This is a genomic window from Maribacter spongiicola, from assembly GCF_004364165.1.
Classification (GTDB): Bacteria; Bacteroidota; Bacteroidia; order Flavobacteriales; family Flavobacteriaceae; genus Maribacter; species Maribacter spongiicola.
Genome location: NZ_SOAY01000011.1, coordinates 717,907 through 744,744, shown reverse-complemented (window position 1 = coordinate 744,744; position 26,838 = coordinate 717,907). Strand labels below are relative to the sequence as shown.

Annotated in this window: 18 protein-coding genes; 3 read left to right on the top strand and 15 right to left on the bottom strand. The window is 34.7% G+C overall.

What is annotated here, in order from left to right; genetic code table 11:
• Positions 1–33: 33 nt before the first annotated feature.
• Positions 34–1,512 (bottom strand): CotH kinase family protein, encoded by a 1,479-nt coding sequence (locus CLV90_RS11495; RefSeq protein ID WP_243835393.1) that lies wholly within the window; start codon positions 1,510–1,512, stop codon positions 34–36.
• Between the two features lie 27 nt (positions 1,513–1,539).
• Complete coding sequence (locus CLV90_RS11490; RefSeq protein WP_133687617.1) at positions 1,540–1,821, bottom strand: CREC-EF hand family protein; 282 nt, start codon at positions 1,819–1,821, stop codon at positions 1,540–1,542.
• A gap of 190 nt (positions 1,822–2,011) precedes the next feature.
• Between CLV90_RS11490 and CLV90_RS11485 the strand changes: the two genes are divergently transcribed.
• The 3 genes from CLV90_RS11485 (at position 2,012) to CLV90_RS11475 (ending at position 4,480) form a co-directional block, all read left to right on the top strand.
• Positions 2,012–3,088, top strand: a complete 1,077-nt coding sequence (locus CLV90_RS11485) for a sensor histidine kinase (protein ID WP_133687616.1) — start codon at positions 2,012–2,014, stop codon at positions 3,086–3,088.
• Positions 3,081–3,755, top strand: coding sequence for a LytR/AlgR family response regulator transcription factor (locus tag CLV90_RS11480; protein WP_133687615.1), 675 nt, complete (start codon positions 3,081–3,083; stop codon positions 3,753–3,755). Before CLV90_RS11485 ends, CLV90_RS11480 begins: the two co-directional genes overlap by 8 nt.
• Positions 3,756–3,922: 167 nt before the next feature.
• A complete protein-coding gene (locus CLV90_RS11475) occupies positions 3,923–4,480 on the top strand; it encodes a DUF4494 domain-containing protein (RefSeq protein WP_133687614.1) in 558 nt (185 codons plus the stop codon).
• A 68-nt stretch (positions 4,481–4,548) separates the two neighbouring features.
• Here CLV90_RS11475 and CLV90_RS11470 read toward each other — a convergent pair whose 3' ends face one another.
• The 13 genes from CLV90_RS11470 to CLV90_RS11410 all read right to left on the bottom strand — a co-directional run bounded on the left by CLV90_RS11470 (position 4,549) and on the right by CLV90_RS11410 (position 26,833).
• Complete coding sequence (locus CLV90_RS11470) at positions 4,549–5,187, bottom strand: fasciclin domain-containing protein (RefSeq protein WP_133687613.1); 639 nt, start codon at positions 5,185–5,187, stop codon at positions 4,549–4,551.
• Positions 5,188–5,324: 137 nt separating this feature from the next.
• Positions 5,325–7,451, bottom strand: a complete 2,127-nt coding sequence (locus tag CLV90_RS11465) for a catalase (RefSeq protein ID WP_133687612.1) — start codon at positions 7,449–7,451, stop codon at positions 5,325–5,327.
• A 163-nt stretch (positions 7,452–7,614) separates the two neighbouring features.
• Complete coding sequence (locus CLV90_RS11460) at positions 7,615–8,121, bottom strand: GreA/GreB family elongation factor (RefSeq protein WP_133687611.1); 507 nt, start codon at positions 8,119–8,121, stop codon at positions 7,615–7,617.
• A gap of 134 nt (positions 8,122–8,255) precedes the next feature.
• The gene (locus CLV90_RS11455; RefSeq protein WP_133687610.1) at positions 8,256–11,246 is read right to left on the bottom strand and encodes a WD40/YVTN/BNR-like repeat-containing protein; all 2,991 of its coding nucleotides are present in this window, start codon (positions 11,244–11,246) and stop codon (positions 8,256–8,258) included.
• A gap of 169 nt (positions 11,247–11,415) precedes the next feature.
• Complete coding sequence (locus CLV90_RS11450) at positions 11,416–12,252, bottom strand: MORN repeat-containing protein (RefSeq protein ID WP_133687609.1); 837 nt, start codon at positions 12,250–12,252, stop codon at positions 11,416–11,418.
• 21 nt (positions 12,253–12,273) lie between these two features.
• Positions 12,274–13,107, bottom strand: coding sequence for a DUF2490 domain-containing protein (locus tag CLV90_RS11445; protein WP_133687608.1), 834 nt, complete (start codon positions 13,105–13,107; stop codon positions 12,274–12,276).
• A gap of 3 nt (positions 13,108–13,110) precedes the next feature.
• Entirely contained in the window at positions 13,111–15,000 is a 1,890-nt protein-coding gene (locus CLV90_RS11440) for a hypothetical protein (RefSeq protein ID WP_133687607.1), read from the bottom strand.
• A gap of 281 nt (positions 15,001–15,281) precedes the next feature.
• Positions 15,282–16,217, bottom strand: a complete 936-nt coding sequence (locus tag CLV90_RS11435) for a DUF1963 domain-containing protein (protein ID WP_133687606.1) — start codon at positions 16,215–16,217, stop codon at positions 15,282–15,284.
• Positions 16,218–16,254: 37 nt separating this feature from the next.
• On the bottom strand, positions 16,255–17,805 hold the full coding sequence (locus CLV90_RS11430; protein WP_133687978.1) for an SDR family NAD(P)-dependent oxidoreductase: 1,551 nt from the start codon (positions 17,803–17,805) through the stop codon (positions 16,255–16,257).
• A gap of 37 nt (positions 17,806–17,842) precedes the next feature.
• Positions 17,843–19,144 (bottom strand): DEAD/DEAH box helicase, encoded by a 1,302-nt coding sequence (locus CLV90_RS11425; RefSeq protein ID WP_133687605.1) that lies wholly within the window; start codon positions 19,142–19,144, stop codon positions 17,843–17,845.
• A 31-nt stretch (positions 19,145–19,175) separates the two neighbouring features.
• Positions 19,176–19,622 carry a KTSC domain-containing protein gene (locus CLV90_RS11420; protein ID WP_133687604.1) on the bottom strand — a complete coding sequence of 149 codons (447 nt, stop codon included), beginning with the start codon at positions 19,620–19,622 and terminating at the stop codon, positions 19,176–19,178.
• 96 nt (positions 19,623–19,718) lie between these two features.
• Positions 19,719–24,608 (bottom strand): DNA repair ATPase, encoded by a 4,890-nt coding sequence (locus tag CLV90_RS11415; protein WP_133687603.1) that lies wholly within the window; start codon positions 24,606–24,608, stop codon positions 19,719–19,721.
• Between the two features lie 158 nt (positions 24,609–24,766).
• Positions 24,767–26,833, bottom strand: a complete 2,067-nt coding sequence (locus tag CLV90_RS11410; RefSeq protein ID WP_133687602.1) for an SPFH domain-containing protein — start codon at positions 26,831–26,833, stop codon at positions 24,767–24,769.
• Positions 26,834–26,838: the final 5 nt, after the last annotated feature.

The window sequence follows — 26,838 nt, the reverse complement described above, 5'->3', positions numbered from 1 at the left end:
TCTCATGAAGCTTTGGGCTAACTTCAACAAAAATTATCTATTTAAATAACTGTTAACTGCTGCTGTTCTACTAGTAGCATGTGTATTAAGTTCATTTATTGCATTTTGAAAATCTGCACTAGAATTTAAAAATGTATAACCTGCGTTTTCAGAAGTTGCATAAGGTTCAACCAGTGTCGAATAGTTAGAATATAAAGCTTGAATTGTAGCTTCATTAAACGCGCCTTCAATAACTTCTTGAACATATGCATCGTACTTGGTTTGATAAACCTCGTCACTATACAAATATGATATTAGTGGCCATTGAGATGCAGTTATATTTGAAAAATCTAGCGCTGCAGCACCTTGTTGTTTCCCAGCTTGTAAAGCTTCGTTATTGTCCCAAGGTATCCACGTTAATTTACCTGTATCCGGATTGTCATATAGATAGTAGTTGTGAGACATTCTACCATAGGTATCCCAATTTTGAATGATTGTATTGGTAGCCAAATACTTTAAATATACATCTGTGTCGAGTACAGCATCTAAATTTGACCTCCAAGTTGCTGCATCTGTTGTTCTTGATGCATCATGTAAAATATTCAATAGGCTTTCTACATCAGAAAAATCGGCATCATCTTCATTAGTCTTTTTAACATACTCATCTTCATCATATGTACCTGAAGCAAAGGTTGCAGCATCACCATCTGGCTTATAAAGGTTGCCGTCATCATCAGAAAATTGTTCATCAATAACAGTATCGTCAACTTCTTCAACGAGTGTGTACAGTCCGAAATAAATAGGTCCATCGCCATGATCAACATACAACGTGTAAAATGCTGTGTTAGAAACTGCTAAACCAGCGCTACGAAATACATCTGCAGCCACTTTTTCGCGAAGCATAGATTTATCATCGTAATTATTTTTAAGGCTTAATTTTTTAAAGCCATAAAACCTTTGATTATCAATTTGAGGATAATCATCTTCAAATTCATCAAAATCTAGTTTAAGTGAAAGTTTCAAATTACCAGATTGCCAAGTAGACTGTAAGCTAGAATTACCTTTAAAACGAACCCCTACCCTATACCACTCTTTATCTTCATAGAATACTTCTGCCGGAACAAAAATCGGATCTTCATCGGTTGTTGTAGCGCCAACCGGTCCGCCACCACCTCCAGGTCCGCCTTGACTAGAAGCACCAAAAGAACCATAAAGTTCTGTCATGTTATCAAGCATACTATTCCAACGGTCTTCTGTAATAACAATATCAAGGCGTTTAACGGCATTATCTTCAAATACCTCTTCAAAATCTGGATCGGCATCTTTACTATGAGTTGCCGTGGTCCAATCTGTAGCTTCAAAATCGGTATCGTCAACAGTAGTGCTAACTTCTTCCTCTTCAACTATTTCTTCTTCATCCTCGTTAGAACTAGTTACAGTGTCATCATCGCTACAGGCAATCAAAACAGAAATAAATAAGAAAAATAATAGCTTTTCAATCGGAAAAACAGACTTCATATCTTTATAACACATGTGTTAAATTTTAAGGATTAATTTGAATTAGTTTCTAGGTCTTCCCTTTGGTTTAGGTGCCTTTTCTAATTCTTCTTTAGTAAGAAATCCATCTTCATCAGTATCAATTTTATCGAAATCATTTTTTAAAGGACCTTTTACTTCATCTTTTGAAAGCTGACCGTCTTCGTCTTTATCCAGTTCTTTTAAAAGCTCTGTAATAGTTGGTGGTTCTTTTCTTTCTCCTTTAGATTGTGCACTTACGGTTACCGTTCCAAAAGCAACTAACATCGCAAATAATAATCCTGTTTTTAATGTATTACGTTTCATATGTTTATTTTTAATGATTAATAATTCGCTAGCAAAGATGTACGAATCTTCAATACAAGATGAGCGTATTAAGTGATTGCCGTTTACTTTTAAGTGAATGGCCGTAAACAAACAACCAGCACTTTATTATGACCTATTTACCGCCTTGTTTTCGGTAGTTGGTTGAAATATTAATGCTTTTATTTGCGTCATGAATAGACATAAGAATTTTATATTTCACGCAGCTTTATGGCTTCTTATCTGGGCAACTGCATGGATATTTAGTGGTAGTGATTTACAGTTTGCAGGTGAGAATGGGATGGCGTTAATCTTTCAAATATTGGTCATTGCCATACTAATATACTATACGATACCACAGCTTTTATTGAAAAAAAAGTATGTTGCATTTACTTTAGTCTCTATAGTAACAATTCTTGTAATCACCTTAATTTTAACAAGATTATTACCTGATTCTATGGCAGGTATCGAGGGCGAAATGGGAAGGTTGCCAGGTCCTGGAGCTAGACCGGGACCTCGACCTAGATTTGAAGATGGTCAGTCATTGTTAGGAAATCCTAGACCGCCTTCGCGTTTTTTTATCAATTTATTACTAATTGCAATAGCGTATGTAATTGCAACATTGGTAGAGATATTTTTATTTGCCAAACGTAAAGAAGAAGAAATAATCATCAACAAAAATGAAGCACTGCAGACCGAGTTAAAACTGTTGAAATCACAGATTAACCCTCATTTTCTATTTAATGCACTGAATAACATTTATGCCCTTTCTGCAATTGATTCAGGGCGAACACAAAAAAGCATTAGTTATTTATCTGATATGCTCAGGTATGTGTTATATGAGTGCGAGCAAGAAATTGTACCTCTTTATAAAGAGATAGATTATATCGAGAACTACATAAAACTTTTTTCACTAAAGAGTAGTAAAACATACCCAATAACGACATCATTTTCAATTGAGAATCAAAATGTTCAAATAGTACCTATGTTATTGATTCCTTTTTTGGAAAATGCTTTAAAGCACAGTAATATTGAAAAAGTAACGGGCACCTTTATCAATCTGAAAATTAATGCAACCGAAAATAGTATCGATTTTGAATTAGAGAATAGTAAACCAGAATTTAAAGTAATAAAAGACGACGTAGGTGGTATTGGTATAGAGAATGTAAAAAAGCGTTTGGCGATATTATATCCTAATCGCCATCAATTGACCATAAATGAAACCTCGCAAGCTTTTAAGGTAAATTTAAAACTTGAACTAAATGGCTAATATCAATTGTATTGTTGTAGATGATGAAGAATTGGCTAGGGCGCTACTGAAAACTTATATTGAAAAATTAGGGTTTTTAAATTTGGTTGGCGAAGCTGAAAATCCGTTAGAGGCATTACAATTAATGAAAGAACATCAAGTTGATCTTTTGTTTTTAGATATTCAAATGCCCGAGATAAAAGGAACCGATTTTGCTAAAATGGTCGACTCCAATACCAAGATAATTTTCACCACGGCATACTCTCAATATGCATTAGAAGGCTATGAATTAAATGCCGTGGACTACCTTTTAAAACCCATAACTTTCGAACGTTTTGTTACTGCGGTAACTAAGGTGAAAACCAATAAAATAGTAGAAAAGTCAGATGCATTTACGATTAAATCGGGCTATGATTTGCACAAGGTAAAGTATGAAGATATTCAGTACATCGTCAGCGATAGTGAGTATGTAACCTTTTATATGGCTGATAAGAAAATCATAAGCAATCAACGTTTAAAGGCTCTAGAGCAAGAATTACCGAGTGCTATGTTTATGAGGGTTCATCGATCATATATCATCAATAAAAGTAGCGTAACGGGACTAAAGGGTAGAGATTTAATACTTTCTGATGTTATTATACCTGTAAGTGATTCTTATTATGACAAGGTTAAAGATGAATTGTTTTAGGCACATGTAGTTCTTCAAAAAACAATTACAATATTCAGTTTTATATAAGTATCTAATTTTTAGGTACCTACAATTTTATAATTGAGATTGTGAATATCTATTACATTTTTTGGTGTTTCAAACTATGACTAAGAAGTATATTTAGCACCCCAAAAAAACTGGAAAATATGAGTGCAACTTGGTACGAGTGTAAAATAAAATATAGAAAATTAGATGAAGCTTCAGGAATGTTAAAGGTAAAGACAGAGCCTTTTTTGGTCGATGCCATATCTTATACAGAAGCAGAAAGTAGAATTACTGAAGAAATGTCCGCTTACTTAAGTGACACCGAAGAAATTAAAATCACGAACATAAAGGTGGCTAATTTTGCCGAAATTCATCCGTTCGAAAATTCAGATCGTTGGTTTAAATCAAAAGTATCTTTAATTGCTTTTGATGAAGAAAGTGGTAAAGAACGTAAAACCAATATGTATTTATTGATACAGGCAAATGACGTTAAAGAAGCTTATGACAATACCATTAGTGTGATGAAAGATACCATGGGAGAATACTCTGTACCTTCTATATCAGAATCTCCAATTATGGATGTATTCCCTTATTTCTCTGGTGAAGAAGATGATATGGAACGAGTTGAAAAATTCAACATATTAAAAGATTCCGTACCGGTTGATAATACTATGGATGAAGAGCTGGAGCTAAGTGATGTCATGAGCAGCGAAGAATAGTTGCTATTTTAAAATATAAAAAAGAGGACCATATTGGTCCTCTTTTCTTTTCAAAGCTTTTTCTTTATTTACTTCGTTAAAAGCACATCGTTAATAACGTGTACTACTCCGTTTGATGCTTTTACGTTGCCTAAAACAACTTCTGTTTTATTTCCCTTCTCATCCTTCAAAGTAATTTTATCTCCTGTAAGACTAGCTGTTATATCTTTACCGCCAACGGTTGTAAAGGTATATTTGCCGTTAGCCCCTTTAATAGCTTCTACCAATTTATCGCTGGTAATTACTCCAGATACTACATGATATTGTAATATTTGAGTCAATAGCTCTTTGTTCTCTGGTTTACCCAGTTCAGCAATAGACATTTTTTTAGGTAGCTTTTCGAAAGCATTGTTCGATGGAGCAAATACCGTGTAACTACCAGGTTCAGAGAGCATTTTATCTAAATTGGCAGCCTTAATTGCAGAAACCAATGTAGACAGTTCTGGATTGTTACTTGCTATTGCAGAAATACTGGTTGCCATCATTTCTTTTTGCTTGGCTTCCTCTTTCACTTTCATTTCTTCAGCCTTAACGTTAGCTTCTTCCATGGCTACTTTTTCTTCCATAGCTTTTTTATCAGCATCCATTTTTGCTTGATCTTTACATGAACCTAAAGCTAGTGCAGCAAAGGCGATAAGTACTAAATGTTTGATATTTCTATTTTTCATAATTTTTGATGTTTATTTAATGATTAAAAATGAACTTGTCTACAACAAGTATATCTTTGAGATATGCCCAAATATTTAAAAGAATGCATTGAAGTATATAGCCTTCAATGGATTTATAAACGTGAGCAATATCTTAATTATACTGGTACTTTGTCTGAATGTTCTCTTCGATCCCAATTTCTGTGTTTTGCTATACTTTTAATAAAATTCGATGCCGAGTCGTTAATATGAATGGCTTTATCATCTTCTTTAAAATTCGAAACAAAAGATTGGTCTAATACTTTTTCCCCTTCATTATCTACAGCAATAGCTTTACAATACTTGAAAGTTTCGTTTATGAATTTTATATATTTTCCATTTTCCATTAGTGCCTTTACAGATTTTTCACCACCTGGAATATAAATAGCATCGAATAGAACACTTTCTGTAGTGGCAATAGCCGCATCAACTTTATGTGCAACACCTTGATCACATTTAATAGTACCACCATGAGGAGCAACTATTTTCATTATAGCACCTTCTTTTTCCAAGGCCTCTTTTATAGGCTTGTAATTTTTCAAACTAAAACCATCTGCAGCAAGAACAGCTATTTGTCTTGTTGCAACGCTATCAAACTTTGTATTTGCCATGCTCAACGCTTCTGACTTTTCTAAATAGATTTTCTTTTTACTGGGCTGATGTTTTTTAACATCGGCATCTGCACCAATTGCTTGATTAATTGGCTGTTCAATATCATTAGGAATTTCCATTCCCAATCCGTCTGCAACGGTTTTAGCCAACTCATCGTCAATCTGAGAAATCAACCAAAGCATACGTTGTTTAATATGGTCATGGTTACATTTTCCTAATTCAAAAGTGTAAGCCGCTGCAACATGTTCTTTTTCCCAATCGGCAAGACTTCTATAAAATAATGCAGGTTGAGAGAAATGATCACTAAAACTTTCGCTACGGGTTCTTATTTTTTTAGCATCTATTCGTTCTTCATAAGAATGAAATGCACCCTCTGCCATTTTGGATAAATGAGGACAGCCGCCGCTTAAACTATTTGGGAAATAAGCTGTTTGCCCTTTTGGAATATCCATTTGCATGTGAGCATCACGTTGATTGTTATGTGTATCTACAACCGGACGATTTATCGGAATTTGATGAAAATTAGGGCTCCCTAAACGAGATAACTGAGTATCTCTGTAAGAGAACAATCTACCTTGTAATAATGGATCATTTGTAAAATCGATACCAGGCACAATATGTCCTGGTAAAAAAGCTACTTGTTCTGTTTCTGCAAAGAAGTTCTCAGGATTTTTGTTTAAAGTCATTTTACCAATGATTTTAACCGGAACCATTTCTTCTGGAACCAACTTCGTTGGATCTAATAAATCGAAATCATATTTATGTTCATCGGCTTCAGGAACAATTTGTACCCCTAGTTCCCACTCTGGATACTGTCCCGCTTCAATAGCATCCCATAAATCTCTACGGTGAAAATCTGCATCTGCGCCATTAATCTTTACGGCTTCTTCCCAAGTAACGGAGTGTACGCCTAAAGTTGGTTTCCAATGAAATTTTACAAAATGTGCTTCTCCCTTATCATTGATCAATCTAAAAGTATGAATCCCAAAACCTTCCATCATTCTAAAACTTCTAGGAATTGCCCTATCGCTCATTGCCCAAATATGATTGTGTAAAGTTTCTGTCGTTAATGAAACAAAATCATAAAAAGTATCATGAGCAGATGCCGCTTGTGGAATTTCTTTATTAGGTTCCGGTTTTACGGAATGAATTAAATCTGGAAACTTCATGGCATCCTGTATAAAGAAAATAGGCATGTTATTACCTACCAAATCCCAGGTACCTTCTTGTGTATAGAATTTTACGGCAAATCCTCTAACATCTCTGGCAAGATCAGGTGAGCCTTTAGAACCGGCAACGGTAGAAAAGCGGACAAATACGGGAGTTTTACGTTTTGTATCTGTAAAAATACCTGCTTTACTGTACTCTTCTATACTTTCGTAAAGCTCAAAATATCCATGTGCGGCACTACCACGCGCATGTACAATTCGCTCTGGAATTCGTTCATGGTCAAAATTTGTAATTTTTTCGCGTAACAGAAAGTCTTCTAATAATGTAGACCCACGCTCGCCAGATTTTAAACTGTTATTGGTATCATTTACTTTTAAGCCTTGGTTTGTAGTCAAAGCTTTGCCGTTCATGTCTTTTTGGAATTTCTCTAAATCCTTAATTTTTGCTGATTTATCATTTTTCATTGTGTAGGATGTTTCAATTGTTCCAATAAAATTATTGGTATTAAAAACGACCAATTAGCTGTGAAAAATATAAAATGGGCTTTATCGGAAATAAATGGGTAGAAAATTATTTTTCTGACGTAAGAATTAAAACATAATTAATATGCGCATTTAAAATGGATAGCTAATTAGTATACGATATATTCAAAATTTTGAATTCACGATTTAAATTACCTAATTGTAATGTTGCAATATCACCAACATGTTTAGATATTAAAACTCGAGCAATCGGTGATAGAAACGATATTTTACCTTTTGCTATGTTTGCTTCATCAACACCAACGATTTGAAATTGTTGTGATGTTTCAGCATTATCAATTATTACTGTTACCGTTGCACCAAAACGAACCTCATTCTGAGGTTGTTCATTTAATGCTACAATTTTTGCATTTGCAATACGCTCATTCAGTAATTGTAATTTAGCATTGATTAAATTACTAGCAATACGTCTTTCTTTTTCGTTGTCGTGTTGTAAAGATTCTTTTTCAAGCGATAAATCATTTCTTTCTTCCAATAAATTATTATACCCTATTTGAGTAACATAATTAACTGCTCCATTGGGTAAATCTGCCCTTGGTGGCACCATCGGTATTTCTTCCTGATCTTCTTCTTTAACAAACCCTCTGCTCATTACATTTTAGTTTTAAGTAAACTTAAAACAGATGTACAGATAGTATTAATGACATTCATTAAATAATTATCTCAAAGAATTTTGTCAAAAATCTAATAGTTCAACGAAGCGGTTATAATGTGAAAATTTAAAAGCTACAATGCAGCTTGGGATTTTAATGTCGTCAATTGCTGCTGTAGGTCTTTTAAACGCTCTACTTCTTCGTTGCCAGGTATTTTATCGGCACCACCAACAATGTAAGATAGATAGGCTATTTGTGGTACTAGCATTTGTTGCGGATAAGCACCTTCTTCATTCTTTATAGCTTTTAAAACGGTCTCTAAAGATTGTTTTTTATCTCCCGTACTTTTCTTGATTTCTGCTTCTAATTCCGATTGAAATTTTCTGGCTTCGGTCAGTAAATCCAATACTTTGTTTTCAAAAGCTAGGTGGTCAGCAATAATCTTTTCATCAATCCCTTCTTCTGCTAGTCTAGGGTCGACCAAAATTTCAAATGGCTGCTCAAACGTTTCCTTACCTACGGTTAGTTTAGCGATATAGGTTCCCGGTGGTACCATTGGTCCGTTTTTATAACTTCTAGATTCTTTATCGCTCCACGCTCCTTTTTGAAGCATATTCCATTGAAATCTATTGATACCTTTTTTAGTTTCTAGTTTTGTATCAAAGTAGCTGAAAGACATGCTAAGACTCATATTATCCACTTCTTCTTTAGTAGATTTCACTTTGGTTGAATCACTAACTATAGTGGCTATTGATTTTTTGTTAGCATCTAAAATTTCTAACCGAACTTCATTCTTACCTTCTTTTGGTAGATAGTAATCTATTAATACTCCGGTTGAAGGATAATTTGGAAAATCGCCAGAACCTCGTGGCGAACGATATCTAATAGTATTATCTGGTTGAAACAAAATAGGAGTGTCTTTTAAAGTTGCGATTGCCGGATTTCTTAATGAAGTAATATTATCCAATACCCAAAATCCGCGTCCCATAGTGCTTAAAACCAGATCACCTCTGTTGATAGCAATATCTGTAATTGGGGTAACAGGTAGGTTCTGTTGAAATGCCTCCCATTTTTGTCCATCATTAAAAGAAACAAACATTCCGTATTCTGTACCGGCATATAGAAGTCCCGCTGTTTCTGGGTCTTCACGTAATACTTTACTGGTATAGTCAGACGGAATTCCGTTAGTCAATAACTCCCATGTTTTACCATAATCTTCAGTTTTATAGAAATACGGAGTAGCATCTCCTAATAAATGTCTATCCACAGAAATATAGGCTTTGGCAGCATCAAATTGTGATGGCTCAATTGATTCTATTCTAGCACCTTTCAGCATTTTCTTTGGTGTAACAGTTGTCCAAGTTTGACCGCCATCTTGCGTTAACGAAACCACACCGTCATTGGAACCTGTCCAAATAAGATCTTTCTGAATTTTTGACTCACGGATGGAATAAATCGTACTGTAATATTCTTCACCCGTAATATCTCTAGTAATCGGGCTACCGGAATTCACTTGCTTATCAGCTTCAAAAGCGGTTAAATCTGGAGAAATTGTTTCCCATATTACTCCGTCATTCCTCGTTTTATGTACAAACTGCGAGCCCATATATACAACATCTGGATCGTGGGGAGAAACATGAATGGGAGCTACACGCTGAAAGCGATATTTTAAATCTTTAGGGTTATGTCCGTAAATATTAGAAGCTCCAATAGAATATTCCCTGCCTACGCCTGTAATCTTGTTATAAACACTAAAACGACCTTTACAGTTATTATAAACGATATTATGATTGCCCGGTTTTGGTATTGACGGACCGGTTTCGCAACCGCCCACTTCTATCATAACTTGTGTGCCTTGTGCAGAAGTTCCGCTTGGAGCTGAACTTGGTATGGCAATCGTAGTATTATCTTGCTGAGCACCATAAATCCAATAGGGATATTGGTCATCTACTGCAACTTGATATATTTCTGCCGTAGGCTGATTGAATTGTGAAGACCATGTTTTACCACCATTATGCGAAACATTGGCACCACCATCATTACATTGAATCAATAACTCAGGATTATTTGGATTTAACCATATATCATGATTATCACCATGAGGTACTGACATCATCGCCCAGTTTTTACCCCCATCAATAGATTTCAATAACGGATTAGCATTAGAATACACAATATCAGGATTGGTAGGGTCCAATTCTATATTAGTGTAGTAAAACGGTCTGTTTACCAAGCCTTCGTTACTAGATGTTTGCACAAAGGTCTTTCCTTGATCTTCTGATTTATAAACGCCACCTTCATCACCAGGAGCTTCAATAACGGCATACAGAATACTTGAATCTACCGCAGACACTGCTAAATCTATTTTTCCGATTAATCCTTTAGGTAAACCAGTTTCTAATTTTGTCCAATCTTTACCTCCGTTGACAGATTTATAGATTCCGCCCTCACTATTTTCTCCACCAGAAATTATGGTCCAAGGTGTACGCTGGGCTTTCCATGCGGCTGCATAAACCACATTTGGGTTACCTGGTAATAATTCTAAATCTGCGAATCCGGTCGTGTTAGAAATATGCAACATCTTTTCCCAAGAAACGCCACCATCAATAGTTTTATAGATACCACGTTCTTCATTTGCTTTGAATGCATCACCAATTGCAGCTACCCAAACGATATTACTATTGGTAGGATCGATTTCTACGGCACCGATCTGTCCGGCTTTCGCAAGTCCGATATGGTCCCAAGTTTTTCCAGCATCTATAGATTTATAAACCCCTTTCCCGCTGATGATATTACTGCGTAATCCATCAGAACCAGTTCCCACATAAACAATATTAGGGTCATTAAGAGCTACTTCAATTGCACCAATAGACGGCGTATCAAAAAATCCGTCAGAAATATTATTCCATGATGTTCCGTAATCATCAGTTTTCCATACTCCGGCACCAGAGGCGCCCAAGTAAAAAGTACCAGGTAAAACAGGCGTACCTGTTACCGTAGTAACACGACCACCTCGCGATGGTCCAATAGTCCGATACTCGAATGCTGAAAAATCTTGTGAAAAAAGAGAAGAAGAAATGCATACAAACGATGCAACGGCGAGGTAACGAAAGAACGATTTCATTTAGGTTTGAGTAATAGTTTGGTTAAGACCTAAAGTTACTTAAACGATTACGTAAAACATACGTTCAAGATGATTTTTACGATTTTCTTAATTTGAGAATTTCATATTGAGATTTGACGTAATCTCATCGCGGAAATTTATGTAAAATAGTGCTGTAGAATGGTGTTGGTTACTTATCCGCTTCTTTAAGTTTGTCATTTTCCCAAATGCCACTTATAACAGAGCCCTCTTTCTTATGAAAAATACCTTTGCCATTGCGCTTGTCATCTTTCCACTGCCCTTTATATTTTTCACCGTTAGGCCAAAAATAAGTTCCTTCTCCATTTCGCATGTCATTTTTATAGCTGCCTATATAATATTGACCATCGGCCCAATAAAAAGTACCATTGCCTTCGCGCAGATTATCTTTCCATTCGCCTTCGTATCTACTGCCCGTTTCAAGTACGGCAATACCAATACCATTGGCTTTGTTGTTTTTAACTTGACCAACATAGTGCAAAGCAGTTCCTTTTTTACTAGTAAAACTAAGATATTCACCGAACGATTTGTTATTAAGTTGCTTACGCATATTACTTAATTGCACACGTGCTTTCTCTAATGCAAAATTTAGAGAATCAATACTTCTAATTTGACTTTGACTAACTGGGGCATTCGCAATAGAATCGATAGAAACTTCTTCATTTAATTTTTCAGAATTACTTTTTAAATCCTTCTGCATAAGCTTTTGAGCTAGCGCAATACGTAATGGAATTACTGTATTCAATTCCTCATGATTCTGTAAAGTAGTATTGTAAGATTCAATCGCTCTATTATAATCGCCTCGCATCAAAACAGAATCGATGGCTACCAATTTTTTATTACCGGTTACTAGAACATCTAACTCTTTTTTTGCCTTGCTGCTCTCCCCTATTTCATTTTGTAATGTATTCGATTTAATACCAAAATAAACAGCTAATATAGATATGATGGCTAACAGACCATACAATGTTATATCCTTTTTCTTCATCCTTTTCTAATTGAAAAACCTCTAGTCCGTTAAATGAATTTCTGGAAGTTTGTTTTTTACCTTTCTAAAATCTGGTGAGTAATATACGTGAAAACGCATTGCCCAACTTTGCTTGTAATAACCGCCATTTTTTAAATCTTGACCCTGAGAATACATGGCGCCTGCTGCAACAGTTAATCTTGGTGTAAGAATATAACCTAAGGTTGTTGTTAATCGTAAATCTTCCATAGGGCTAGCGACAACGGCTTTACCACTTTGCATGATTAATTCAGCCTCTGGTGCAATGTACAATGTCTTAGGTTTTAACTTGTGATCGTTCAAAGGAATTTTCATTCTGAACATATACCTCCATCGGTTTCTAAATATATATTCACTATTCTCCACAAAACTTTGTGTCCAACGATGTTCAATACGAATACGGTGATAAATCATCATACTTGCCAATGACTGTGCAAATTGATACTGGTGCCAAATACGCCATTCAGGTACTAAATTACGATCTGTAGAAGCTTCGTCTGTATTGAAGTTTAAACGTAACACTCCGCCTAATCTTACATTAAAATACTTGGAGTGTATATACCCAATAGCATGTCTGTTATATACTTGTGCTACTTGCCCAAAAAACGGAGTAGCCTCTGTTTCCTCTAATCTAAGGTGTGTTTGTGCATCCCAAAATAAGCGTTTGCCTATTCTAATATTCCCGTAAGTATTGATCCAGGTTTTGGTACCTAAATCTTTATATTTCGAATATTCTGGTAATTCTACTGGTTCTTTTTCTTGTGCTAATCCTTGAAAAACAACTGCAAACAAGACAAAGAACACTAAATTAGTTATATATGTACGAAACGTTTTCATAGGCTATTCCTTTGTAGTGTTTTGTACATTCAACAATTCTAATATGGCAATGGGGTCTTTTTCTTTCTTAAGCTTCCGTTCCAGTTTTTTGGTGTCTTGATCTTTTAGTTCTAGCACCTTTATATACGTAGCGGTAATAGTGTTGTTTAGATCTTTAATGGTTTCACACGATAAGTGTTTTTCGATTTCTGTTATGAAGTAAGGTTCTAAAATTTTAGAATAGGCTGCTGTTATTCTCTTTTTAATATCCTCATCCATCAATGTTGCCATAAACGGATTCCAAATTCTGTCAGTATAACTTTCTTCTATAGTGGTTTGGTATGCCGGCATTTGTGAAACTGTACTTGATAAATCGTTTAAATTTTCAAGACATTTAACGGTGCTTCTAGCTGCAGTTAATCTGTTTTGAGCAGATTTCACTTTTGAGTAATCGTTTAGCGTTGTGTTTGCAAATGATTTAATTTGTTGTAAGGAATTGGCATATTTTAATGGAATACTATCTTTTGTGGCTTCAATAAAAGAGACAAGTGAATCGTTTTGCAATATGATTTCCTCTTCTAAACTCGCCAACTCATTCTGTCGTTTTTCTTGAGCCAGCGTTTCTTTTACTTCATTGGCAATTGCTAGAATACCGTCATAACCCATTTTAGCAACAGCTTCAATATTTTCGATATTTGAATTTGAAGACTTAGTTAAGGAAGTTGTTGGAATAGTATATGATTTGGATGAAGAAACACTATCAACTTGCATCTCTATATCCATTTCAGATTTTGGCATTCCATTTGCAAAAACGTGATTGACCAGTTGCTCTTGCGATGTATATTCTAGGATACCCAAAGAATCATAACTTACTATTTCTTGAATCGGTTTAAGATAATTTTCCTTTAACTGAAGCACTGTATTATATTGATATGCTGTATTGGTATCAGATAATCTTAGAATATTCAATTGCGAATTGTGTAGTATAGATTCACTTAATTCATTTGCTTTTTTATAATAGGATACGATGCTATCAACCTTTCGAACTTCTAAAGAATCTAAGGGGTAATAAGGTACCTTAACTTTAAATTCTGGAAGAAATTCTGACTTACCCAGTTCAGATAGAATGCCGTCTACTTCTTGGTAACGTGCAGCATTTTGTTTTAGAAGTTCAGGCAAACTGTTATGGTGAAGTATATCAACATCTACTTGAGAAAATTGAATTTCTAAAGCTTTAATATATCCAGCATCAAGATTGATCACCTTAGTTTCACCATTATATGCTTGGTATGCTTTTATAGTTTTATGGTCATTATCATCATCAACTCTAATAGATTGAAGAATACCATCTTTAAAATACCAGCTTTCAGATTGGTCCATTCCGTTAGCAGGAAACAACGACCATTCGTCATGAGCTAAGCCATCTCGTAAAAACCTGCCAACCAGCGTATAGTTTTCATTATTAATACTAAAGTTCTGTTGTGGCACGCCGTTATCAAAAGTTATTACACTTTTAAATAGGGTGCTAGATATTTCAGAATTTTCAATTTGTTCTTCTAAAATGGTCCATTTACCATTGGGTTTACCCATTTGGATTTTTCCAGCGGCAGATTTCTGAATTCCGCTAACTAGAACACGGTATTGGTAATCTATGACCTCTGACTGACTTTTAGAATTGAATTCTCCGAATTGAAATTTCCAAGGTCCATTTGCGGTACCGTCAACGAAAGCACCTTTAAATTGAAAGGAATAATCTTGCTTCTCTAAAAGTTCTTGAAGATTTGAACGCAGTACCGTAAAATCGCCATGAAGTACAGTGTCGTTGTCAATCAGTTTATATGAATATGTTGCCTTGCCGTTATACTTACCTATTTGTAGAGGTCCGTTGTACGTTTGTGTTTCTTGAGCATTCATCGGAATAGAAATTCCGACAACTATAAATGCAAGAAATTGTAGTAATACTTTGATAGTTAGCCTAATCATCCCGCAAAAAAACGAAAATAGATTCAGACTAGTAAATATGAAACGTAGAAATTTCAACTATTTATTAAAGGTTTCTAAACAATTGAGAATGAAGTAATAAAAGCTGTAAAAATTACGTAAGTTTCAATAATATTAAGAAAATGCATTTGATAAAAGACTTAAGTTATTAATTGGTATCAAAGTTATAAAGCAATATTATTTAAATATTGATATCAAGTACCCTGAAAAGCCATAATAACGTTATCGAAATTCTTCTTTTTTAAATCTTCAGGCTCAATTCCAAAATATATAGTTGAACTGCCTCCAAACCTATCTAAGCTGTTGCCGTCTGTTTCAAGTTGAAGAAGTAATTTATATTTTTTCGATAATTCCAAAATTTCAGTTTGTTTTAATTTCCATTCACTTAGCGAAGAAATTTCTAATTCCCTTTCGGCAAAATCAAACATCACAGTTGATTGAATAGAGCGGTCATACCCTAAAACTTGATTAAAATCATCTACATCTAACTCAGTTAAATGTTCTATATATTCATAAGTTGAATGATAGAAATTATGAAAATCTTCATAACTGTCTTGAAAATTTTTCAAGATAATGCTCTCATCATCAGGCATGGTATAAGATTCAAAATATTCAATCTTATAAGGTTCAAAAATTCCTTCACTGAAGTAACTAATAGGAAATTCTGTTCTAATTAAATTATCTGAGTTTTCTTGAAAAATAACTTTATATGAATTTTTCTTATTTAAGAAGCCTAACCATTCTTTGTCAATATAGATAAAAACATAAATTATTCCGCTAGGCGGTAATCCGTTAGAAACATCATAGATATTGATTTCCTCTAGGTTATATTGAGCACAAAAAGTAAGGAACTCATTGTCCATTTTGGGCCAATCAAAGTTACTCGGTAAATCGGGTTTACCTCCAATCTTTGATAAGCCTATATTAATTTCCTTATCATCTTTGGCTATTGTTTTAACACCTACAGTTGGCTGAATTAATTCGCAAATTTCTATTTTACAGCTATAAGGAATATTAAAATCTGAGGCTAGTATTTCATTCTTGATTTTATTCAAGTTGTCTTGACTGTTACCCATAATGGAACATAAAAAAATGACTATATAAAGGTAGCTATTATTTCTTTTACTCATTTAAAGACGCGTTTTTCACAAAAATGAAAGTATTTTTTTACCAATCAATTGGGAAGTAATCCTTTAAAAATTTACCAGACCAATGTTTTCCAGTATTAATACCGTCAAATAACGGATCCATTACCCTAGCAGCACCATCAACAATATCTAAAGGAGGCTGAAAATCGTGAACTTCTTGTTTCTTTTTTGCCAATTCTGCAGGGTCTTCATCTGTTACCCAACCTGTATCGACAGCATTCATGAAAATTCCGTCTTTCGCCAATTCTCCTGCAGCCGTATGTGTCAACATATTCAAAGCAGCTTTCGCCATATTGGTATGTGGATGACGCGATTCTTTGAAGAAACGGTGGAATTTGCCTTCCATCGCGGTAACGTTAATAATATGCTTTTGACCTGTATTCTCTTTCTTCATCAACTCAGCCAAACGATTACAAAGTACAAAGGGAGCAACAGAATTTACCAACTGAACTTCAATCATTTCAGTAGTTTCTATCTCACCTAGCTTTAAGCGCCAGCTATTGGTTTTACGTAAATCTACCTGTTGTAAATCGGCATCTAATTCTCCCGTAGGAAAAACTTCTTGCGCAACCAAAGCATTATCAAAACTATAAGGTATTTGAGATAGCTTTGCAGAAGCTCGTAAACCAATACCAGGTTCTGGACCGTGCCAAGTAACTGGCATATTTTGATTCGGAGAAGCTTTGCTACTGAACGATTTTAATTGATCTAAACAACTTTCATGATCACTTAAAACCATTTGAGCAAATTTCGGCAATGAAGAAAACTCGCGCTCTTCATTCTCCATTAAGTGATGGTAGAAACCTGCAGGCCTTCGAACAGTTTGTGCAGCATTATTAATAAGAATATCTAATTTATCGTATTGCTGCTCAATAAAATTGCAAAAAATCTCAACACTAGGTATATGTCTTAAATCTAAACCGTGAATTTTAAGTCGGTGCCCCCACTCCATAAAATCTTCTTCTTTAGAAAAGCGAAGTGCAGAATCTACAGGAAAACGTGTGGTTGCAATCACCGTTGCTCCACCACGCAGCAACATTAGCGTTATATGATAACCAATTTTCAAACGAGATCCGGTAATCACCGCAACTTGACCTTTTACATTGGCATTTTGAAATCTTTTCGCATAATTGAAATCACCACAGTCGGTACACATAGTATCGTAGAAGTGATGAAGCTTGGTAAATTCCGCTTTACAAACGTAGCAATTACGAGGAGTTGTTAGTTCTGGTAAATCTTTACTTGCCAGCTCAGCTGCAGGTAGTAATTTTGGAGCAACAAATACATGAGCTTCACGAGCACTACGAATTCCAGTTTCTTTACGAGCATGCTTATCGCGAACAGCTTGCTTTCTTTTTTCGTTACGTTTGGCATCTTTAACCCGTTTAGCAAACTCTTGCTTGTTTGGGCGAGATAACTGACCAGCAACTTTAATTAAGGCAATTCTTCTATCTTCAGGAATTTCAAATATTTGATTGGTATCGGTTACCAAACGATTTAAAATTTCAATACAACTTTCAATCTCGGTTAAATCGATTTCAGTTTCGTTCTCTTGTTGTTTATCCTTCATCATACTACCTTAAAAAGGGCAAAAATACTAACTATGATTAAAGTACGGTAATACGCACTTTTTTCTTTTTTAATCGGGAGTTGTTTAATTCGCTTACAAGCTTGTCTGATTTACTTTTAGGCACTGATACAAAAGCACAATCTTGCTTTAGTTCAATAGCACCTAACTGTTCTTTTATTAATCCGCCTTGCTTAAAGAAAAGTCCCGCAATATCACCTTTAGATATCTTATCTTTTCTTCCGCCAGAAATAAATAAGGTTTCCCAAAGAGGATCTCCTAAGGTATTTGTTTTACCGATGTTTATAGGTTTAGACTTCTTTATAAAAGGAGGTAAAGATTCTTGATCCCACTGTAAAACATAGGCTGTTCCTGCTTCATTTACACGAGCGGTTCTACCATTACGATGGGTAAACTCTTCAGTACGGTGTGGTAATTCGTAATGAATGATGAAATTTAATTCGGGAATATCAATTCCCCTAGCAGCTAAATCTGTAGCAACTAAAATACGACTACTACCATTTCTAAATTTGATTAAAGCACGCTCTCGGTCTTTCTGTTCCATACCACCAGAAAAGCACTCGTGCTGAATGCGTTTCTGACTTAAATAATCACTAACACTATCAATACTATCCTTAAAATTACAAAAGATAATACCAGGTTCTTCACCTATATATTTCAATAATTGTACAAGTGATTTCAACTTGTCTTTATCTTCAGAAATAACAGTGCTAATCGTAAGTTGTGACGGCGTAACTTTATTTAAAAAGTTGACACGCTTCGGATTTTCCATACCCACGAACTTCGGAATCTTAACACCTTCAGTCGCAGAAGTTAGAATACGTTTTTTAAGATTTGGTAATTCCGCTAGAATTTCACTCATCTCCTCTTCAAAGCCGACTTCTAAAGACTTATCGAATTCGTCAAGAACCAATGTTTTAATATGGTCCTTAGTAAAACGGTCTGCCATAAAATGGTCTAGAATTCTACCAGGAGTACCAATTAAAATCGCAGGTGTATGTTTGAGTTCTATCTTGTCTTTAGACATCGCCCTACCACCATAAATGGCATTTACCTTAAAACCAGTACCCATATTCCGAATAACTTGTTCTATCTGAATAGCCAATTCGCGAGAAGGAACTAGAATCAATACCTGAACTTCAGGATTGTCATGGTCTAAAAAATCTAAAACCGGTAAAAGAAAAGCTAATGTTTTTCCTGTACCGGTCGGGGAAAGTAATATGGTATTATTTGATGACGAGATAGCATCTAACGCGCTCTCTTGCATCGGATTTAACGCATCAATATTCAATTTTGATAAAATCTCTTCTTGATTTTTCATGCGTCTTTAATAACCATTAATTTATATATGATTATGCCTCTTGAAGGTCACGTTTCGATTTTCTGTACAAATAATTTGGAAAAATACTTCTTTTCGCAAATCTGTTCAATTTGTTAGAATTGATCATTTTCTGAAAAATAGGCTTTGTTACGCCGAAATACTCATACGTAGCACCATCAACAAAAGTAACTTCTAATACCAAACCATTATGCTGAAAATCGGCAACACCAGAGTTAATAGATTCGTTGTACATCTCTTTGTTAGCCTCTTTAGTTTCAGGAGCGATACTTACTAGGAAGTGGTATCCGTCAATAATACGACGACTTTGAACTTCAGCTTCTTCTCTTTTTTCATCACCTTCTTGAAACTTGTCTGGGTGCCATTCTTTTACTAAACCTCTATACGTGGACTTAAGTGCTTTAAGTTCAATCTCTTTTTCAACCCCGAAGAGTTTCTTGTATTCATTAATGCGCTTCATAATACAGCTTTTTTGCGGGTGCAAAACTACATCTTTATTTTGACGTGAAAGCTTGAAATTCAGTAATAAAAGAAAAAAATAACCGCTTGTTGATAGCTACTCGTTATTGAGACCTTTTTCAAGAACAGATTTAATACCTGCTAAATTTTCAGAAAATTCCATCATTTGAGAAAGCACTTGTGCCATTTCATTAGCATTACCAAATCCTTTTAGCTTATTATTTTTTATAAATTGTTCTTTAATAGCACTCCAACGTGTATTTTCTTCTGTTGAAAGATTACCTATTAACTCATTGTACTTTAGTAAATTAGCTTCGGCAGAGCCGGTTAAAGTTTGTGCTTCGTTCTCGTAATGTGAACGTAACATGGTGTTTAGTTCTTTTTCATTCATTATAGGAACTATCTGAGCTACCAATTTATTCATATCTCTATAAGAACCTTGAAGTTTGAAAGAAGGCTCCGTACGGTATTCATCTTGCATGGCAGCACTTTTAATGTATGTAGCATTTACTTTTAACAATACATCCCTAACCCGTAATACCTTCTCCAATACCTTTTTATATTCTTCCACTTCTTGACTAGAATGGTTTCCTATAAGTTGACCTTCATCAGATTTAGACTCAATTTGTTCTACCAAAGTATACACATCTTCAAATTCTTTACTAGCCAATTCTTGTAAAATAGGATTTGCTGTAAGTGAATTTTCAATAAGACTTAATCTGAACAAATGTTCAGTCTCACCTATAATATCACCAAGATTGTAAATATCGGCACGGTTGGCTAACATATCTGGAATCTGAAATTTCTCTCCGCTTTCCGTATACGGGTTACCCGCCATAATAACGCAGAATTTTTTACCGCGTAAATCGTAGGTTTTTGGCTGACCTTCATAAACACCTTCTATTTTACGAGTACCATCTGATAGGGAAATGAATTTCTGTAGAAACTCCGGATTACAATGTTGAATATCATCAATATAAAGCATTACGTTGTTTCCCATTTCAAAAGCAAGATTCAGCTTTTTAAGTTCTTCTCGAGCAGCACTATTCTTTGCAGAAGCAGGATCAACATTAGTTACTTCATGACCAATTGCTGGTCCGTTAATCTTAACGAAAATTAAACCAAGTCTATTAGCTATATATTCCATCAAGGTAGTTTTACCGTAACCCGGTGGAGATATCAACAGCAGCATACCCATTCTATCGGTACGTTTGTTTGCACCTACTGTACCCAACTGTTTGGCTAAATTATTCCCGAAAATTGGAAGATAAACTTCATCAATCAATTTATTACGTACGAAAGAGGTAAGCACTCTTGGCTTAAACTCTTCTAACTTTAAATCGGTCTTTAATTTCTCGGTGATTTCAAGCTTTGTCTTTTTAAATTTTAGAAAAGCAGGAACTTCATCTGACAGAAATAAATTCAACCTAGCTATAAAATCATGATAATTAAACGAATAGATTCCTTCAACAATAGTAGCATGGGACCCTCTTAAGTCCTTTAAAACTTCATTTGGCGAAACCGCTTTAATTTTAGATGCAGATTCATCTCTAAATAAAATTGCACCAACAATTTCATTTACATATCTGTTACTGTCAATTGTGTTTTCAATATATTTTTTAGATTTTAAAAATGCACCAACCCATTGTTTTACCAAACGAATTTTAGAAGCAAGTTTAGGAGCTTCTTCAACACTTTTCTTAAACTTTAAATCTGCCTGTTGAGATTTAAGCAATTTTAAAAACTCATCTTTTAATTGAATAGCAAAGCCACTATAAACAAATTCAGAATCTGATTTTAACTCTTCAAATAAATATTCGGCAATATCTGTGCTTAAAAGCGCATCGAACAACTTTGTTTCTTCTGCAAAAACTTCTATTTTCTTTTGTAATTCTTCTATGATGGAAGTATACTCTTTAGATTCTGGGAAGTATTGTAGAACCTCACCAGCGGCTTTTAAACCTTGGTCCAATTCATCTTTTACATCCTTATCTAAATCATTCCAGAAAAATTGGGCATAACCACGAATTTCTGGTCGGTATGTCAGCAAGTCTAGTTCATGGTGTTTATGTACTAAAAGCCTTAATATTCTTGATGCATCTACATCATGAACACCTTTGATATAACCTTCAGAATAATCATTTTTACTTTGTTCTTGAACAACTTTCAAAAGCTCTTCTTCACTTAGCGGAAGCAAATCATCTTCAGTGAAATTTGTAAATATTTTATATGCTAAATATGCAGCACGATATATGTCATCGGTTTCCGAAACGTATTCTTGATCCCACAGATGGCGATTTTTAACGAACGCTTCATTGTTCAGCTCCTTGTAAAAATCGGTACCTGTCAAATGATAGTTAAGTACATTATTATGAAAAACAATAGTTAAGTCTAACTGTTGCTTATTAACTCCGAATTTGTGTTTTCCTAATCGAATTACACTGTCACCGTCTTCATAAAGATCTAGTTTGTCTTTTAGCTTTCTAAGGGCATCTTCTCTAGCAGTCTTTAACTGGGTTTCAATCTCTTCTGCTTTACCGCTATCATCAAGCTCTTGCAATTGAGCAATAATATCGCGAAGCTTATTGATCATTAAATCTGAAGCGAAATAACCATTGATTTCAACAGCAGAATTAAAACTCTGTGCCTTTTTCTGAACACCTTTTAGTATTCTGCCAGATGCATTTGCTAATGCACTAGATTTTTTATTCCGCTTTTCAATTAAAGAATTTTTTCTAGCATCAAAAGCAGCATATACCTCTTCTCTCTTTTCAATGATAGTTTCAATAAACTCTTCAAAATCGGTGAATTTACCCTCAAGCTCTTCTAATTGAATAGATGTTTTTGTTTGATATTCATCACACTTTTCTGGTGTAGATGCCATATCTAAATAATTGATGATACTTTGATCAATCAATTTTAACTGAGCGGCAAACTCTGCCTTGGCTTCAGATATACCAAGAGAATTTCTCTTGTTTTTTAAAGCAGCTTTTAGCTCATTTATAGTAGAGAAAATCAATGAAATATCATCGATTATTTTGGTGGAATGCGCAGTGTCTTCAATGTCTAAATTAGAAACAATATCGATCAACATTTCAAGATCGGCACTGATTTTATTAATTTCTTCTTCTTTCTCTTTGGCTTCAATTACTTTTTCAACCTTGGCAATAAACTCCTTCTTTTCGTTTAAAGCATTGTGATACGGTTGTAGCGCATTCGGATTCAAAAGAAATTGAACACAACGTTCAGATATTTTCTTCGTCTGTTCTGCTATTTGTATCTCGAGTGCCTCTAAATACTCTACATCAATATACCTCACTTCTTTTAGTGAAATAGCTTCGCCTCTTAAAAATCGCAATCTTGTAAGTAATGCGACAAACTCATCTATACTTTTAAATGAGGTACTTTTAATTTTACTAAATAACTCTTCTGAGTTTTTCTGTATTAATTTAGACTGATTTTGAGCGTTTTTACGAAGTTGTACTACCTTTTCAAACTCATCAATAGCAGCGTTAGATGCTTTATTGATTTCTTCAATAGGCTCGTTTAATTGATGTGTATCTGGCTCAGGCAGCCAATAATACGCATCTAGTATATCTTTCGAGAACTTTGCAATATCACTATATAATCCGGCGTAATTATCGTTTTTATTTAACAATGTAATTAAGCTATTGACTTCTGCCATAGCTTTTACAATATCTTTATTCCCGATTTTATATAGCAGTGTATCTTCATGTTGAGAAGGCACGTAATCTCCTTTTAAATAAGGAGTTTGCCAAATTTGAACGACATGATGTTTGGTTTGCTCTTGTTCTGTTTTAAAGTAACAAAGCTCACCATTTTTTAAAATGGTAAATCCGTTGCAAATGATAGGAGTTTTAATAACCTGACTTATGATGTTATAAGACATAAGGTTATAAAGCCCTTCGGCAGCAGAATAAAAAACATATAAAAAATCTTCTCCGTTCGGGGAAACAATACGTTCCTGAAATTTTACATTGGGAATGGAATTATCAAAAATGTGATACTCCCCTGTTTGTAAATAATAGCCCGTTGGGAAAATAATTCCCTGGTCATCTGGCAATAAAATACAGGCATTTTTAACGGATTCAATTTTCTGAACCTCCTTCATTTTGTCATTAAATACAAAGTAGCGAGGCGATTCTTGAAACGGTTTTATTTCTAATATTAAGAGATTACCCAAATCTCCAAAACGATACTGACCATCATCAAGAGTTTGATCAGCGTACTCTACAGGTTCATCTAAAATACCTTTGCCTTCAGCAGTATTATCTTCAATTTTTATGGTAAGATCACCACCAATAGTTTCTACAAAAACACGGTCTTTGATAGATACATGAGGATGAACACCATAACGTTGCATATCTCGTGTAGCTTCTTGCCATTTAAATTCTTGTTGAACCGGAAATCGGTATTCTTGTTCACTACGGTTATCAATATATTTTAAAGCATTATCGACCAATAACCATTTAAAGGTCTTAATATCAGTTGGACTTTCGCTTAACTGAAAAACCATAAGAAGATAATTTCCGATGATGGCAAAATTGGAAAATATCGTATTTCTATAGTATTTATATAAGTTGGTAAAATCTGTTTTGAAAGTTTCATCTTCTAAAAAATCAAGACTAGCAGCTTTAAAACTGTTGTCTGTAAAAGTGAAACTACTAAAAACGTCTTTAATAGTAATCTCGGTTCTGAGTCCGAAATGAACATTGTACCCGAACAAACAAGTATCACCAAAAGAAACAATGTCGCGTGCAATACAGTTGTTTTCTGTATTGATTCTGGCATTTGCAATAAGTTTTGTTTCTAATGAGCCGAATACGGTTTTTCTATCATTATTTAGTTCGATGAGCTTACTCTGTAATAATTCTTTCTGCTTCTGCAGACGATTCTTAATTACATCATAAGTACCACCATCTAAAATATGTTCTTCCGTTTTGTCTGTTCGGGATTCTTCTGCCATAAAAGTAACTAGACTTTAATATTACATTAATAATTTACTTTAAATCACTCATTTCAAAGCTCTTAATCGATAATAGGGATGTTAACACTTCAAGGTTTGCCACAAAATTTCACAGTTATTCACTCAAGAATATTTTGTGGACTTACCTCAGGTGTAGTTTACTTCAGCTTTTTATCGCCCATACCTAATCCTTTTGCAAGATTAAATAGGTTGCTAAAAAGTGTTTGCTCTTCATTATCGTTGGACTTTGCTTTTAAGTCCATCAGTAAATTGGCAATAGTTACATTTTTAAGATCTTCAGATGAAATTCCGTATTTATCAGCGAATTCTTTTACCTTCTCCAATAAGTTGCCTTTAACATCATCACTACCTAAAATAGCATCTTTTACATCTTGTATGTTCGTGCTGTTTGCTACCAATCTATCATAGCCTTTAGCTCTGGTAATTTGTCCGATAATTTGATCAAAGAACATTGTTTCACCACCAACAATATCAATTTTAGCAGCTTTTAATGCATCACCAATAACTTGTGCCTGAGCATCTGCTATATCTTTCTGAATATTGATATGGGCAAGATCTACTTGTAGTTCTTTATCTAAACGTAATTTAAATTCTTCGTGCTCTTTACCAACGCCATCTAATTTCTTCATCGCATTAGCTTTCTCTTCTATACCAGCGGCATCTGCTAAAGCTTTTTCTTTAATAACAGCAGCTTCTGCCAATCCGTCTTTGCGTTTCGCTTCTGCCTTAGCTTCAATACCTACAGCCTCAGCTTTTGCTTTTTTCTCGATGATAATTGCTTGTACAATTCCTTCACGTTCGTAGGCATCAGCTTTAGCATGCATCACTTGCGCTTCAGACATACCCACAGTTGCTTCTTCTTTTGCTTGAGCTTCCGCTAAGATCTTACGAGCCTCGGCTTCTTTTTCACTAGCTTCTTTATGTGCTAAAGCTTCTATATTAATCTCTTCAGCTTTTTGCTTAGCAGCTTCTTTTTGAGCTTCTGCGGCCTTAATCGTTTTAATTAGGTCTTCTTGCGCATTCGCTTCTGCAATAGTAATTTTTACTTGCTTATCTCTATCGGCAGTTTTAAAAGCTTGAATGTCTTTCATGTTTTCTTGCTCTTCCACTACCCCTTTTTCTAGAGTAACACGATCGCGAATAACATCTTGAATGTTCTTCTTCTCAACTTCAACTACCTTCTCCTTTTCAATCTGTGCAAGAGTAACTACTCTTTCTCTTTCTGTAGCCTCTAAAAGTCTGTCTTTTTCAACTCTTTCCGTTTCAACAGCATCGGTACGTTGTTTATTCTTTAAAGCAACAATAATTTGACGCTCCATGTTTTCTTCGGCAACTTTCACTTTTTCGCGAGTTGCAATACGTGCAGTTTCTGACTTTAACAATTCTTCTTCAGCTACTTTTAAAGTTTCAGATTCTTCACGAGATTTTATATTCGCAATCTCTCTTTTTTGCTGTTCTTCTTTTTCAGCTAATTGCTTATCAAGTTCTAGAATAGCTTCACGTGCTTCAACATCTTGCTTACGAATGGTTTTTTCCTCATCGCGCTTGATAAGGTTTGACTGCACATTTTGAGCGGCAGTTAAATCGTTGATTTTTTTGATACCTTCTGCATCAAGAATATTATCAGCTTTTAAGTGCGCAACAGCGGTTTGTTCTAGATAATCAATAGCACAATCTTCTAAAGTATACCCATTAAGGTCTGTACCGATGATATCTACAATTTCATCTCTAAACTCTCTACGAGCCTCGTATAATTGAATGAAATCAAACTTTTTACCAACTGTTTTTAAAGCCTCAGAAAATTTAGCTTCAAAAAGTTCTTCTAATGTTTCTTGACGAGATGCTCGTTGAACACCAATAGTTTGTGCTACTTTTTTAATAAAATCAACTTCATTGTTTACTCTAACAAAGAATGCCACTTTTATATCGGCACGCATGTTATCCTTACAAATAAGTCCTTCCGTTGCGAGTCTTTCGATTTGAATTTTCTTCACAGAAATATCCATTATTTCGACCCTATGAAATACTGGTACAACGTAAAGACCTTTGTCGGTTGCTACTTTAGTTCCTCCAAATCCGGTTCTTACCAAGGCTTGACCTTGATGAACTTTTTTGTAGAACATTGCAATAATTGCAAAATAAACGATGATAAGGAAGAGGATAATCCCTAGACCTATACCGATAATTGAAAAGATGGATTCCATAAATG